This is a genomic window from Azonexus sp., from assembly GCF_041909095.1.
Taxonomy (GTDB): Bacteria; Pseudomonadota; Gammaproteobacteria; order Burkholderiales; family Rhodocyclaceae; genus Azonexus.
On the sequence record NZ_JAYREB010000001.1, the window covers coordinates 902,533 to 916,692 of the forward strand.

The 14,160-nt window shown below is 66.9% G+C and carries 7 protein-coding genes and 1 pseudogene; 4 read left to right on the forward strand and 4 right to left on the reverse strand.

The genetic code is table 11. The annotated features are described in order from the left end of the window. The first annotated feature begins 3 nt into the window (after nucleotides 1–3). From ACE3OV_RS04370 to ACE3OV_RS04380, 3 genes and pseudogenes are all read left to right on the forward strand, one after another. A complete protein-coding gene (locus tag ACE3OV_RS04370) occupies nucleotides 4–942 on the forward strand; it encodes a carbohydrate kinase family protein (RefSeq protein ID WP_374325403.1) in 939 nt (312 codons plus the stop codon). An 80-nt stretch (nucleotides 943–1,022) separates the two neighbouring features. After that, nucleotides 1,023–1,784, forward strand: coding sequence for a GNAT family N-acetyltransferase (locus ACE3OV_RS04375; RefSeq protein ID WP_374325405.1), 762 nt, complete (start codon nucleotides 1,023–1,025; stop codon nucleotides 1,782–1,784). A gap of 200 nt (nucleotides 1,785–1,984) precedes the next feature. Then, a pseudogene (locus tag ACE3OV_RS04380) lies at nucleotides 1,985–2,305 on the forward strand (lysophospholipid acyltransferase family protein); the annotation flags it as partial. A gap of 190 nt (nucleotides 2,306–2,495) precedes the next feature. Here the strand turns inward: ACE3OV_RS04380 and ACE3OV_RS04385 are convergent. The 3 genes from ACE3OV_RS04385 to ACE3OV_RS04395 all read right to left on the reverse strand — a co-directional run bounded on the left by ACE3OV_RS04385 (nucleotide 2,496) and on the right by ACE3OV_RS04395 (nucleotide 10,861). After that, nucleotides 2,496–3,326: a symmetrical bis(5'-nucleosyl)-tetraphosphatase gene (locus tag ACE3OV_RS04385; protein WP_374325406.1), complete on the reverse strand. Its 831-nt coding sequence runs from the start codon at nucleotides 3,324–3,326 to the stop codon at nucleotides 2,496–2,498. A 122-nt stretch (nucleotides 3,327–3,448) separates the two neighbouring features. After that, a complete protein-coding gene (gene pbpC / locus ACE3OV_RS04390) occupies nucleotides 3,449–5,755 on the reverse strand; it encodes a penicillin-binding protein 1C (RefSeq protein ID WP_374325408.1) in 2,307 nt (768 codons plus the stop codon). A 24-nt stretch (nucleotides 5,756–5,779) separates the two neighbouring features. Next, on the reverse strand, nucleotides 5,780–10,861 hold the full coding sequence (locus tag ACE3OV_RS04395; protein WP_374325410.1) for an MG2 domain-containing protein: 5,082 nt from the start codon (nucleotides 10,859–10,861) through the stop codon (nucleotides 5,780–5,782). Between the two features lie 389 nt (nucleotides 10,862–11,250). Here ACE3OV_RS04395 and ACE3OV_RS04400 point away from each other — a divergent pair, with 389 nt between their 5' ends. Next, complete coding sequence (locus tag ACE3OV_RS04400) at nucleotides 11,251–12,126, forward strand: toll/interleukin-1 receptor domain-containing protein (protein WP_374325412.1); 876 nt, start codon at nucleotides 11,251–11,253, stop codon at nucleotides 12,124–12,126. Between the two features lie 194 nt (nucleotides 12,127–12,320). On the opposite strand, the gene glmS is transcribed toward ACE3OV_RS04400, so the two are convergent. Further along, nucleotides 12,321–14,144, reverse strand: a complete 1,824-nt coding sequence (gene glmS / locus ACE3OV_RS04405) for a glutamine--fructose-6-phosphate transaminase (isomerizing) (protein ID WP_374325414.1) — start codon at nucleotides 14,142–14,144, stop codon at nucleotides 12,321–12,323. Nucleotides 14,145–14,160: the final 16 nt, after the last annotated feature.

Genomic DNA, 14,160 nt, shown 5'->3' on the forward strand with positions numbered 1-14,160 from the left:
AAAATGACGACACTGATCTGCGGCTCGCTGGCCTTCGACAACATCATGGTCTTTCCAGACCGTTTCAAGAACCATATCCTGCCCGAGCAGATCCACATCCTCAACGTCGCCTTCCTGGTTCCCGAAATGCGCCGCGAGTTCGGCGGTTGCGCCGGCAACATCGCCTACAACCTGATGCTTCTCGGCGGCGACGCGACGATCATGGCCACCGTCGGCGACGATGCCGCCCCGTATCTGGAACGCCTCGACCGCCTCGGCCTGAACCGCGCCCAGGTCCGTTCGATTCCCGGCAGCTTCACCGCCCAGGCCTTCATCACCACCGACCTCGACGACAACCAGATCACCGCCTTCCACCCCGGCGCGATGGCCTTCTCGCACCTGAACAAGGTCGAACGGGCCGGCGCGACGCTCGGCATCGTCGCCCCCGACGGCCGCGAAGGCATGCTCCAGCACGCCCGTGACTTTGCGGCGGCCGGCGTTCCCTTCATCTTCGATCCGGGCCAGGGCCTGCCGATGTTCGACGGCGACGACCTGATGGACTTCCTGCGCCTTGCCGACTACGCCTGCTTCAACGACTACGAGGCCAAGCTCGCCTGCGACCGCACCGGCCGCAGCCTCGAACAACTTGCCGACGAGGTGAAGGCGCTGATCGTCACCCGCGGCGGCGAAGGTTCGACCATCCACGCCGACCGCAGGCGCTACGACATCCCCTGCGTCACGCCCGACGCCATCGTCGACCCGACCGGCTGCGGCGATGCCTACCGCGCCGGCCTGCTCTACGGCATCGCCAACGGCTGGGACTGGGAGCGCTGCGGCCGCCTCGCCTCGCTGCTGGGATCGATCAAGATCGCCCACCGCGGCGGCCAGAATCACCAGCCGAGCCGCGAAGAAATCGGCGAACGCTACCGCCAGGCCTTCGGCGTTCTGCCCTGGCAGGACTGAAACCGCGACGTCATCCGCGGGAAATCGGCGTGTAACACGCCTGTTCCATGCTGTTCTCCACTGCCTACAAGGAGAACAACATGGAAAACCTGCACCGCGCTGCGCAGCGCAGCCGTCCCGAACGCAAGCACCTGGCCGTCGGCTTCGCCCGCAGCGCCAGCGACATCCTCGACGCGCAGCGCCTGCGGCACCGCGTCTTCGCCGGCGAAATGGGTGCCAACCTGCCGAGCCGCACCCCCGGCGTCGACCACGACATCTACGACCCCTACTGCGAACACCTGGTCGTGCGCGACACGCAAAGCGGCGAAATCGTCGGCACCTACCGCATCCTGCCGCCGGAAAACGCCCGCCAGGTCGGCTACTACTCGGAAAACGAATTCGACCTCACCCGCCTCCAGCACCTGCGTTCGCGTCTGGTCGAAATCGGCCGCTCCTGCGTCCATCCCGACTACCGCACCGGCGCGACGATCACCCTGCTCTGGTCGGGGCTTGCCCAGTACATGATCGAACGCGGCCACGACTACCTGATCGGCTGCGCCTCGATCAGCATGGCCGACGGCGGTCACGCCGCGGCCAGCCTGTATAATCGCCTGGTCGTCGATCATCTCGGACCGCAGGAATACCGCGTCTTTCCGCGCTGCCCGCTGCCGCTGGCGGCGCTGCAGCAGGATCGCCCGGCCGAGGTACCGCCGCTGATCAAGGGCTACCTGCGCGCCGGTGCCTGGATCTGCGGCGAACCGGCCTGGGATCCCGATTTCAACACGGCCGACCTGCCCATCCTGATGCCGATGGCCAAGGTCTCCAGCCGCTACGCCAAACACTACCTGGGACAGGCAGACTGAAAGAAACCACCGCCCTCCATCGCGCTTTCCGGCTGTTCCGGCTTTTTCTGCTGGTACTGGCCGGCGCGCTGGTGTCGTTGACCGTCTTCCGCATTTGCGGCGACCTCCGCCGGCTGCGGCTCAAGCAGAGCTGGTCGGCGGCGCTGCTCGACGCGCTCGGCGTCGAAGTGGAAGCCGACCTCACCCACTTGGCACCCGGCGTGCTGCTGGTCGCCAACCACGTTTCCTGGATCGACATCTTCGTCATCAACGCCGCCGTGCCGGCCGCCTTCGTGTCCAAGGAGGAAGTCCGGCGCTGGCCGGTGATCGGCTGGCTGGCCTGGAAGAACGACACCGTCTTCCTGCGCCGTGGCAGCCGCGGCCACGCCCGCCTGATCAACGAGGAAATCGCCGGCATTCTGGGGCAGGGCAAGGTGGTCGCCGTCTTTCCCGAAGGCACGACGACCGACGGCCGCAGCCTGCTGCATTTCCACGCCGCGCTGCTGCAACCGGCGCTGGCCGCCGGCCGGCCGGTACTGCCGGCGGCGATTTCCTACTGGGAACTGAACGGCGAGCGCAGTCTGGCGCCGCGCTACGACGGCGAGATCTCGCTTGGCCAATGCACCACCGCCATCCTCAAGCGGCCGCGCATCATCGCCCGCCTGGTGACGACGCCGCTGCGCGGCACCCGGGGCGAGGACCGCAAGCAGGTCGCCGCCGCCGCACGCGAAGCTATTGCTTTAGCGGCAGGGCTTCCGCTGGCGAGCAATCCACCTGAAATACCCGGCGGTCTTCCAGGCGCACTGCGGTCAGATGACCGCCCCACAGGCAGCCTGAATCAAGCGCCAGCAGATTCTGCGTGATACGCAGGCCAAGCGCCGACCAGTGGCCGGTAACCAGCACGCTGTCGGCGCTCTTGCGGCCCGCCACCTCGAACCACGGCAGGTAGCCGCCCGGGGCGTTGTTCAGCTTGCCCTTGACCTTGAACTCCATGACCCCCTTCTTGGTACAGAAGCGCATCCGGGTCATCGCGTTGACGATCACCCGCAGCCGCGCCCAGCCCTTCAGGTCATCGTCCCAGGCCGCCGGTTCGCTGCCCCACAGGTTGAGGATGAAATCGCGGTAATCCTTGCCCTGCAGTTTGGCCTCGACCTCGCGCGCCAGTTCGCGGGCGCGCTTGGCCGTCCATTGTGGCAAGAGGCCGGCATGCACCAGGCAGAAATCGCCCTCGGTATGGCAGAGCGGCTGCCGGCGCAGCCAGTCGAGGAGTTCGTCGCGGTCCGGCGCGCCGAGCACGGCGTCGAGCGTATCGTCCTTGCCGCGGTACTTGGCACCGCCTTCGGCGACCATCAGCAGGTAGAGGTCGTGGTTGCCGAGGACGGTCACCGCCGCCTCGCCGAAGGACTTGATCAGGCGCAGCGTTTCCAGCGATTTCGGGCCGCGATTGACCAGGTCGCCGACCAGCCACAGGCGATCCAGCGCCGGGTCGAAGGCGCAAAGATCGAGCAGGCGTTGCAGGGAATCGTGGCAGCCCTGGATGTCGCCGATGGCGTAGGTGCTCATGACCGGCACTCCGGCCGGCGCTGTAGGAAGGAACTCATCGCTGAACTGGCCGCCATGCGGCTGGGTTGTGTTTTACCCGAACGATAACAAATGCCGACGGCTTTTGCTCGTCGGCGAGACGCCTACTGGACGCTGATTTCCACCCGGTCGTAACGACCGCTGTCGTCCATCGCCGTGATCGCGTGCCGGCCCGCTTCTTCGAAGCGGTAGGGCAGGGCCTTGCCGGGCACCGTGCGGCCGACCTGCCGGCCGTCGACCAGCCAGATCAGCGGCTGCCGACTGCCGCGCGCCTCGAGACGCAGCAACGGCGCGCCACCGCTGGCGGCACGGCGGATCGTCTCGCCACTGCTAATGCCGATGATTTTCAGGCCGTCACCCGGCGCCACTGCCTGCTGACAGGCCGGACTCCAGGCCGGGGGCAGGGCGCGGCTGCGGGTCGTCGCGTCGAGCCAGGGTTCGAGCGCCGCCGGCCAGCGCGCCATGTCGACGGCGAGCATTTCGCCAGCGGCGCAGGCGGCACGCACGCGCAGACCGCTGTCGGCATCGCGGTAATCGGTGTAGCGGGCGGCGCCACTGCGCAGGCGGTCGGGAAAGGTCGGCGGCGCGGCGCCGTTGAGCAGCCAGGCGGTGCGTTCCTGGTGGCAGAGTGCGGCCGGCGTGTCGGTGCTGCGCAGGCCGAGCGGCCAGCAGATGCGGGCCTGGCTGACGCTGGCCGGCGGCTGCCGGTCGACGCGGCCGAGCGCATCGATCGCCGAGAAAATATCGACCAGCAGCGGCGCCGCGATGTTGGCGCCGAAGAAACCCGGATTGGGCGTGCCGTCCGGGCGGCCGACCCAGACGCCGACCGTGTGGCGGTCGCTGACGCCGATCGCCCAGGCGTCACGGAAACCGAAGCTGGTGCCGGTCTTCCAGGCGATTCCGCGGCGCACGCCGACGCCGGCCTCGACCTGGCGGCCGACCGGGCCGCCGGCTTCGAGCAGGTCGCGGATGATGAAGGCGGCGCCTTCGCTCAGCATCCGCCTTTCCTCGAGCGCTGCCGCCGCCGTGTAGCGCGGCCGACCGGCGATGCCGCCGCGGGCCAGCGCGGTGTAGGCGCCGACCATGTCTTCGAGGCTGACGGCGACGCCGCCGAGGATCACCGACAGATTGGGCTGGGCGTCGCGCGGCAAATCGAGCTTGAGGCCGCCGGCCCGCAGCAGGCCGACGAAGCGCTGCGGGCCGAGACGGTCGAGGACTTCGACCGCCGGCACGTTGAGCGAACGCTGCAGGGCCTCGGTGACGCCGACCGGCCCGGAAAAGCTCGCCTGGAAGTTGCCCGGCTGGTAGCCGCCGAAGGACTGCGGCACGTCGGAGAGCAGGGATTCGGAATGGATCAGCCCCTCGTCGAGCGCCAGTCCGTACAGGAAAGGCTTGAGCGCCGAACCCGGCGAGCGGCGACCGAGCACCATGTCGACGTGGGCGAAACGCTGGTTGTCGGAAAAATCGGCGGAACCGGCGTAGGCGCGAACTTCCAGCGTCGCGTTATCGACCACCAGGGCGGCCATCGAAACGCGTGGCGGCAGCACGCCGAGGCGGCTGCCGAGCAGTTGCTCGACGCTGCTCTGGGTGGCGGCGTCGAGGGTCGTTTCGATGCGGGCGACGCCGGGATGCAGCTTGCGCACGCGCTCGGCGAACAGCGGTGCGAGCAGCGGCTCGCGCACGGTCTGGGCGATCACCGCCTCCTGCCGGGCGTCGGCGACGACCGCCTCGCCCCAGCGCGGGATCAGGCGGTCGAGCACCTTGTCGCGGGCGGCGCGCGCCGCCGCCGGGTAGCGGTCCGGGCGTAGCCGCGACGGCGCCTGCGGCAGCACCGCGAGCAGGGCGGCGTCGCCATGCGACAGCGACGACGCCGGCTTGCCCAGGTAGGCACGGCTGGCCGCCTCGACGCCTTCGAGGACGCCGCCCATCGGCGCGTAGCTCAGGTAAAGCTCGAGGATTTCGCGCTTCGACAGGCGCAGTTCGAGCTGCACGGCGCGCAGCATCTGGCGCAGCTTGCCAGCCGGCGTGCGCGGCACCGGTTCGAGCAGGCGCGCCACCTGCATGGTCAGCGTCGAGCCGCCGGAGACGATGTGGCCGTGCCACAGCCACTGCCCGGCGGCGCGCAGCAGGGCCACCGGGTTGATGCCGAAGTGCCAGTAGAAGAAACGGTCCTCGTAGGCGAGCACGGCGTCGACGTAACGCGGCGACACCTCGTCGAGGCGCAGCGGGTGGCGCCAGATGTGGGTGCGGTCGGGGAAGGCGCGCAGCGGCGTGCCGTCGCGCGCCAGCACCACCTGGGCGCGCGCCGTGTCGCGCCCGGGCAGCGGCGGCGGCGCCAGCTGATCGGCGAGCAGCAGGGCGCCGAGCAAGGCCGCCAGCGCCCAGCGCAGACCGCGCCGGGATAGCTTCATCGCCCCCCGCCGCGGCGCGCCGGCTTACTGCGCCTGACCATCGCCGATGCTGATCGGCTCGCCGCCGTTGCTCAAGCCGTAAATCATCGGCTGGTACATGTCCTCGGCGTAGGTCGGCGGGACGACGAAGCGGCCCGGCGTCACCACCCGCACGCGGTAGAAGAAACTCATGTCGCCCTCGAGACGGGCGGCGACGACGAAGCGGTCGTCGCGGAACTCGACGTGCTTGATCCGCGCGTCCTGCATCGCCTGGCTGGCGTAGATGCCGCCGATCGCCGTTTCGTTCTGCTCGCCCTGGACGATGTTGGCGTTCTCGATCTCGAATCCGGCCGGCACGTAATCGACGACCAGCGCGTTGGCGTAACGGCCGCGCGTCTTCACCTTGAGGCGGACGATCAGGCTTTCGCCGACGCGCAGCGGACGCTTGGCGAGCGGCTTGCCGTCGGCGGTGTACCACTCGCGTTCGAGGTCGAAGACGTCGCGTTTGGCAGCCGGCGCCTTGATCGGGTTGCCGCTGAAGTTGAGTTCGACGAAGAGGCGTTCGCCGTGCGTGTTCTTCAGCTTGACCCCGGCCGCCAGTTCGCCGCCGTCGAGTGGCCGGAACTGGGTGCCCTTGCCGCCGATCGCCGGCGGCAGGCTGCCGTGGACGAACTCGGCCTGCCAGGCTCCGCTCGGCTGGGTCGCAAAACTGCGCCCGAGCAGGAAGACGGCGAGTTTCTCCTGGGTGCTCAGGTAATGCTGCTTCTCCATTTCGGCAGCGACCAGGGTGACCAGGTTGTCGCGGCCTTCCGGCGCCAGGCCGTGCTTCTGCAACAGCACGTAGTTGAGCGCCCAGTCGCGCAGGTTGCTGCCGTAGTCGCCCCACCAGTAGCGGTTGTCGCGCGGCTTCTTGAGGCCGGCCTCGAGCGCCGCCTTGCTGCGCGGCTCGTCGCCCATCAGCTTGAGGGCGATGCCGAGGTGGATCAAGGCCAGACCGGAGTGCGAGCGCTCACTGGCCTCCGCCAGCTGGCGCAGCGTCGCCAGCGGCGCCTTGCCCTGCGTGGCAAGCACGTAGGCGCCGTAGGCGAGTACCGCGAAGCGCCCGGAGCCGGCGTAGCGCCAGTCGTTCCAGACGCTGTTCTCGTTGTAGGCGAGCGGCCCGCGCGGCAGGCCGGCGACGCCTTCCTGCAGGCCCTTGAGCAGGAAGTCGAGCGCCTTCTTCTCCATCTCCGGCGGCACCGCGAAGCCTTGTTCACGAGCATCGACCAGGAAGTTGGCGACGTAGGCCGAGAGCCAGTACTGGTACTCGGAGTAGTTGCCCCACAGGCTGAAACCGCCGTTCGGCGCCTGCATGCCGGCCAGGCGGCCGATCGCCTTGTCGAGCGTCTCGGCGCGCTGGGCCTGGGTGTAGGGTTTGAGGCCGAACTGGCGGGCCGCCGCCTCGTCGATGAAGACGTGCGGATAGGCGGTGCTGGTGGTCTGCTCGGCGCAACCGTAGGGGTAGGTGAGCAGGCCCTTGACCACGCTGCGCACGTCGATCGGCGCCTTGTCCGAGACCGCCAGCGTAGCGCCGACCGTCTGCGGCAGGAAGCCACCGAGCTCGGCGTCGCGCACTTCCAGCGTCTCGCCCGGATTGACGATGTAACGGCGTATCACCGTCTGGCGCGGCGTAGGCGCCTGGACCTGGAGCGGGAAGGTACGCTCCAGCTTGCTGCGCGGGCTTTCGATGTGCACCCGCACCTCGGTCAGGCCGTGCGCCGTACCGGCTTCCAGCGGAATGCGCAGGATGCGCTTCTGCTGGTCCTTGAGCGAGAACTTCTGCTCGCCGTTGCGGATCACCAGGCCGGCGTCGTTGCTGACATGGATCTTCACTTCCTGCTCGCTGCCGGCCAGGTTGTGCACGTCGAGGGCGAGCAGGGCCGAATCGCCGACCGAGAGGAAGCGCGGCGTCGCCAGTTCGACGACGAGCGGCGCCGCCACCGTGACCTCGGCCTCCTGCATGCCGAAGCGCTCACCGGCGCTGGCCACCGCCATCAGCCGCAGGCTGCCGTTGAAGTCGGGCACCGGCAGGCTGATTTCCGCCTCGCCGTTGGCGTCGAGCGCGACCGGACCGCTGAACAGGTCGACCAGCCGCACCTTCTTCGGCAGGCTGCGCGTCGCCTTCGGCGCCGCGTCACCGCCCCACTTGAGCTTGCCCTTGCGGCCGCCCATCTTCTCGATCAGGCGCCCGTAGACGTCGTTCAAATCCTGGCCGTAGCGCAGCTTGGCGAAGTAGAAGGCGAAAGGATCGGGGCTCTTGAAACTGGTGATGTTGAGGATACCGACATCGACCGCCGACAGCGTCACCAGCGCGTTCTGCCCCTTGGCGCCCGGCACCTTGACCTTGACCTTGAGCGGCCGGTCCGGCTCCATCTTCTTCGGCGCTTCCAGGCTGACCGCCAGCTTGCGCTCGTCGCGCGCCAGCGGCAGGTGGGCGATGCCCAGCGCCCGCGCCGGCGTCACGCTGGCGCCGGCGTTGCCGGGGCGCAGCACGAGCGCCGTCACGTAAAGGTCGTGGCGCTTCCATTCGGCGGCAATCGGCAGGTCGATGGTGGTGGCGTCGCTGCCCAGGCTGATCCGCTTCGACCACAGCAGCTTGTCGCCCTCGACGGTGATCAGCGCCTCGCCGGCATGCGGCGGGGTGATCGTCAGGCGGGCGGTTTCGCCTTCCTTGTAGGCGGCCTTGTCGAGCTTGAGGCCGACGCGGTCCGGGCGCACGCCCTGGCTTTCGTCGTCCTGCGCCGACCAGCCGGCGTAGAAGCGGTAGCGGGTGAGCATCTGGGTTTCCGGATTGACGATCTCGATCCGGTAACGGCCGTACCTGACCGGCAGCGACAGCTTGCCGCGACCGCCGGCCGGCATGCTGACCTGGGTCGAGGCGACCAGCTCGTCGCTCTCGGTGTAGCCGGAATGCCAGCCGCGCTGGTCGTCGAAACGCCAGTACCAGTCGCGGTTCTCGCGGAACATGCGGACCGGCAGCGCCTTGCCGGCCTTGAGCTTGCCGGCGTTGTCGGCCAGCACCACCTCGAATTCGGCACGCGAGCCTTCGCGGGCGTAGGCACCGCTAAACAGCGGCCGCACGCCGACCATTTCCGGCGCTGGCCACCAGGTCCGCTCGATGCTGCGGATCACCGGCCGGCCGCCGCTTTCCAGCAGGCTCAGCGTGGCGCGCACGGAGAACGGCGAGCGGCGGCCTTCGAGGCTGGAGAAATCGATGTCGACCGCCGCCTTGCCGGCGTCGTCGAGCTGGCTTTCGGCCAGTTCCTGGCGGCTGCGCGTGCTGTCCTCATCGGCATCGCCGAAGACAAAGCCGGGCAGGGCGGCGAGCGGGCTGGCGCTGCGCGCCGTGTTGACCACGCCGAGCAGGCGGTTGCCGGCGGCCGGCGCGCCGTACAGGTAATTGCCGGTGACCGCCAGTTGCCAGCTATCGCCGGGCTTGAGCGGCGTCTTGTCGGCGCCGAGATCGAGCTTCATGCGCTCGGGCAGGAATTCCTCGACGTTGAAGTCGAGCGTCGTGCTGGCCTGCGCCGCCGCCGGGTCGCCGCGCAGTTCGAGATACCAGTTGCCGGTCGCGGCATCGGCCGGCAGTTCGATGCGCCGCCGGTAGTAGCCGGGGAACTTGGCGTCCGGCGTCCAGCTCGCCGTCCATTGCGCCTTGCCGTCCGGCCGGCGCAGGATGGCCTGGACCGGCTGCGCCGGCACCGGGCGGCCGTCGGCATCGCGCGCCAGCACCGAGACGTCGAAACTCTCGCCCGGTCGGTAAAGATTGCGCCCGCTGTAGGCGAACAGCCGCACCGGCGCCGAGGTCAGACCGCCGACATCGAATTCCGAGAGGTCGAGCGCCGGCTCCTTGAGCGCGATCAGCGACAACTGCTCACCCTTGCGGGCGACGATCACCCGCGCCTCGGCCGGCTGCTCGGCAAAAGCGGCGCGACCGTCGCCATCGCTGGTGGCGCGGGCCAGCACCTTGCCGTCGGTGGACAGCCAGGAAACCTCGACGCCGCCGACCGCCTTGCCGTCGACCAGCGAACTGACGAAGGCGTCGGCGCTGCCGGAAACATGGCGGCGCACGTGGAGGCCGAGATCGCTGACGTAGAAGTAGGTGGTCTGGTATTCCTGGCGGAAACGGTTGGGCTGCGACATCACCGCGATATAGACGCCCGGCTCGCGCAGGGTCGGAATGTTCTCGACCGGAATGAAGGTGACGCTGCGCCGGTTGGCCTTCTGCTCGGTGACAAAACGGCCGACGAAGGCGCTGGTGGTCAGCTTGTTCAGGTTGTCCAGCGTCCAGGTGTCGATGGCGCCCTGCAGCTTGGTCGTCCGGTTCTCGTAGTCGTAGTACGACTCCTCATCCTCGTCGTCGGCCGACTCGCTGCGCGGCAGCGGCGCCCCGGCGATCACCTTGTCGAGGAAGGTGGGCAGGGCTTCCGGCTTGACCTTGAGGAACTGGATGTCCACCTCTGGCACATTCACCGTGCTCACCGGCAGGCCGCCGTTCTGGCCGGCCGGCAGCACCATGCCGCGGCTGGCAAAATAGAAGGCCGGCGCCACCGCCGCGGTGCGGATCGAATAACGCACCTCGCCGCCCAGCGTGCTGCCGTTGCGCGCCGGCAAGCCGGGCTGGACGCGGATGATGTAGCGGGTCTGCGGCTTGACGTTCGGGAAGAAGAGCAGGCGCGGATTCTCGCCCACCACCCAGGCCCCGGCCACCGGCTTGCCGCCGTCGAGCACGGTATCCGCCTCGCTGCTGCTGACCGTGCTTTCCATCGCTTCGCTGGCCTCGGCGCTGTCCTCGTCGTTCTCGCCGACCACCGGCTCACCCTTGCGCGGCGGCATCTCGAGCACTTCGACGAACTTGCCGGGATTGCCCCGGGGATCGAGCGGCAAGCTGAAGGAAAGGGCCAGCGCCGGCGAACCATCGAACTCGCGATGCGCCGCATCGACGACCTCGAAAGCACCGCCTTCATCCGCCGCCTCATCGCCGGACGCTCCCGATCCGAACTGCAGATACGCGCCAAGCGCAATCGCCAGCAAAGCCAGAACGACGACCAGCAGGCCGCGCCAGGAAAAGGAAAATCCGGTTTTCATGCCATCCCCGATCCGGAGCGAAGCCGCCCCTCAAAAGTCATGGGGCCAAACTCTACCGGAAAATGACTTCGGGATGGCCGGGAAAGGCTGCCTGGCGGAATCTTGACCGATACAGTAGCGAGTGAGCCGATGCCTCGGGGAGGCGCATTGCCGCCGGTCGGGGAGCACAGAGTTCATTCAGAAAAACTGACGACTGCAATCGGCCAGAAGCGGCCTTTCGAAGATGCTGCCAGAAAGCTGCCGTAGCGCCTCTTGGACCCGTTCGGTATATTGCTTTGTTATACTGACCGCAAGAACTCTAACCCACTGACAACAATGCGATTTGAGCAGCCAATCCCACGTCAACAACATCAATTGTCATACGGACCCATGCGTCCGTGTAAACACTGTTGGGCATCTACACTCCCATGACTCCATACGACGTATTCATCTCTCACGCCTCCGAAGATAAAGCAGAGGTTGCTCGCCCGCTCAGTGAATTCCTTCGATCTCTTGGTGTCGATGTTTGGTATGACGAATTCACTCTCGATATGGGAGATAGCCTCTCGCGCTCGATAGACAAGGGGCTTGCAGCTTCCCGTTTCGGAGTCGTGATTCTTAGCCCATCCTTCTTTTTGAAGGGCTGGCCTCAGCACGAGCTTGCCGGTCTTGTATCGAAGGAGGTTGCCTACGGAAAGACAATTCTTCCTGTATGGCACAAAGTTGCTGCCGACGATATTCGTCAAGTCAGCCCAACGCTTGCCGACAAAGTGGCCGTTGCCACGGACGCGCTGTCAATCGAGCAAATCGGTTTGCGAATTGTCAAAGTTGCCCGTCCAGAAATTTTCGCGAATCTTCAACGCTGGTTGCTGTGGCGGGAAGCCATAAAGAAGGCTACCCCCACAGTAATGCCAATCGCCGATCTGAAACCGAGTCCAATTCGTCACGAAACGCTACCGATATCGTTGCTTGTCAGAATTCGGTTAGTTCATGCGGTGCTCAGTGATGCCGTCCCCATGAATCTCACTGAGATGATTACGAACTTTCAGCGCGACGCCAACCCCACGTCTGAAGTTGCCGCTTGGGAGCATATTGCATGCGCCTATCTCATTGCATGCCAGCGCGCTCACATACCATCTGAGCAACGGAGAGATCTTTTCGCTGAGTTACTGGGTTTTTCTATCTCTGGCATCGATACTTCGGAAACGCCAATGACTTCGAGTCCGCCTCCTGCATCTTTGGCGTATCAAGCGTGGCTTGATGCGGAAGCCCCACTGGGAACCTGACGATGCCCAACCCATCATTTCACCAGCCTTGCGCATAAAGCCGCGCAAGGCTGGTGAATTCAAACGTTGAACGTCCGCTTTTCCAAGGCACGACCGGCGGCAATGGGTCGAAAGCCGAAACTCACCGTACGCGTTGGCGGCACCCACCAAAACCTGTCGTAATCAACAGCGCAACCACTAAGCTCCGCCGGCCTTCACTCCACCGTCACCGACTTCGCCAGGTTGCGCGGCTTATCGACGTCAGTGCCCTTGACCAGGGCGGCGTGGTAGGAGAGCAGTTGTAGCGGGATGACGTGCAGGATGGGCGAGAGCTGGCCGTAGTGTTCGGGCAGGCGCAGCATGTGTACGCCTTCGGTGCTGGGAATTTCGGCGTCGGCGTCGGCGAAGACGTAGAGTTCGCCGCCGCGGGCGCGGACTTCCTGGAGGTTGGACTTGAGCTTTTCCAGCAGCTCGTCGTTCGGCGCTACCGAGATGACCGGCATGGCGGCATCGACCAGGGCCAGCGGGCCGTGCTTGAGTTCGCCGGCGGGGTAGGCTTCGGCGTGGATGTAGGAAATTTCCTTGAGCTTCAGCGCGCCTTCGAGGGCGATCGGGTAGTGGCGGCCGCGACCGAGGAAGAGGGCGTGGTGCTTGTCGGCGAAACGGCGGGCCCAGGCTTCGATCTCGTTTTCCAGCGTTAGCACCTTGTTCACCGCGACCGGCAGGTGGCGGAGCTGGTCGATGTAGGCGGCTTCGTCCACTTCGCTTAGCTGGCCGCGGACCTTGGCCATGACCAGGGTGAGCAGGAAGAGGGCGGCGAGCTGGGTGGTGAAGGCCTTGGTCGAGGCGACGCCGATTTCCGGGCCGGCGCGGGTGATGAAGCGCAGCGCCGATTCGCGGACGATCGCCGATTCCGGCACGTTGCAGATGGCCAGCGTCTTTTGCTGCCCAAGCGACTTGGCGTGGCGCAGCGCGGCCAGGGTGTCGGCGGTTTCGCCGGATTGCGAGATGGCGACGACTAGCTGACGCGGATCGGGGACCGAAGTCCGGTAGCGGTATTCGCTGGCGATCTCGACCGTGCAGGGGACGCCGGCGATGGCTTCGAGCCAGTAGCGGGCGGTCATCCCGGAATGGGCGCTGGTGCCGCAGGCGAGGATCAGCACCTGGTCGACATCGTGCAGCAGATTGCCGGCATCGGCGCCGAAAATGCCGGGCTGGATGCTTTTCGCGCCGCCGACGATTTCCAGCGTGTTGGCCAGCGCTTCCGGCTGCTCGAAGATTTCCTTCTGCATGTAGTGGCGGTACTGACCGAGTTCGACGGCGGCGGCGGAAAGTTCGGAAACATGCACCGGGCGCTCGACCGGCGTGCCGTCGAGGCGTTCGATGCGCACACCGGCTGCGGTCAGCTCGGCGATGTCGCCGTTTTCCAGGTAAACCATGTTGCGCGTCACCTGGAGCAGGGCCGAGGCGTCGGAGGCGGCGTAGTTGCCGGTTTCGCCGCGGCCGAGCAGGAGCGGCGAGCCTTCCCGGGAGACGACGACCTTGCCCGGCTGGCGCTGGTCGATGACGGCGATGGCGTAGGCGCCGACCAGGCGGCGGCAGGCGAGCTGGACGGCGCGAAAGAGGTCGGGTTCGGCGCGCAGCAGGTGTTCGACGAGGTGGGCGATGGTCTCGGTGTCGGTATCCGAGGTGAACACGTAACCGAGGTCGGTCAGTTCGCGGCGCAGGCTTTCGTAGTTCTCGATGATGCCGTTATGGACGACGGCGATGCCGCCCGAGACATGCGGGTGGGCGTTGCGCTCGCAAGGGATGCCGTGCGTTGCCCAGCGGGTGTGGGCGATGCCGGTCGGCGCGCTGGTGCCGGCCGCGGCGGCTTCCAGTTCGGCGACCCGGCCGACCGAGCGGACGCGTTCGATGCCGGTGGCGCCAACGACGGCCAGCCCGGCCGAATCGTAACCGCGGTATTCAAGTTTCTTCAGCCCTTCGACGAGGACGGGAACGATGTTGCTGCCGGCTGCTGCCGCGACGATGCCGCACATGATGGAATCCGCAAAA

Bases quoted from the DNA above. Each gene is read 5' to 3' on its own strand.
- ACE3OV_RS04370 (WP_374325403.1), top strand. From the start codon at position 4: ATGACGACACTGATCTGCGGCTCGCTGGCCTTCGACAACATCATGGTC.
- ACE3OV_RS04375 (WP_374325405.1), top strand. From the start codon at position 1,023: ATGGAAAACCTGCACCGCGCTGCGCAGCGCAGCCGTCCCGAACGCAAG.
- ACE3OV_RS04385 (WP_374325406.1), bottom strand. From the start codon at position 3,326: ATGAGCACCTACGCCATCGGCGACATCCAGGGCTGCCACGATTCCCTG.
- pbpC (WP_374325408.1), bottom strand. From the start codon at position 5,755: ATGAAGCTATCCCGGCGCGGTCTGCGCTGGGCGCTGGCGGCCTTGCTC.
- ACE3OV_RS04395 (WP_374325410.1), bottom strand. From the start codon at position 10,861: ATGAAAACCGGATTTTCCTTTTCCTGGCGCGGCCTGCTGGTCGTCGTT.
- glmS (WP_374325414.1), bottom strand. From the start codon at position 14,144: ATGTGCGGCATCGTCGCGGCAGCAGCCGGCAGCAACATCGTTCCCGTC.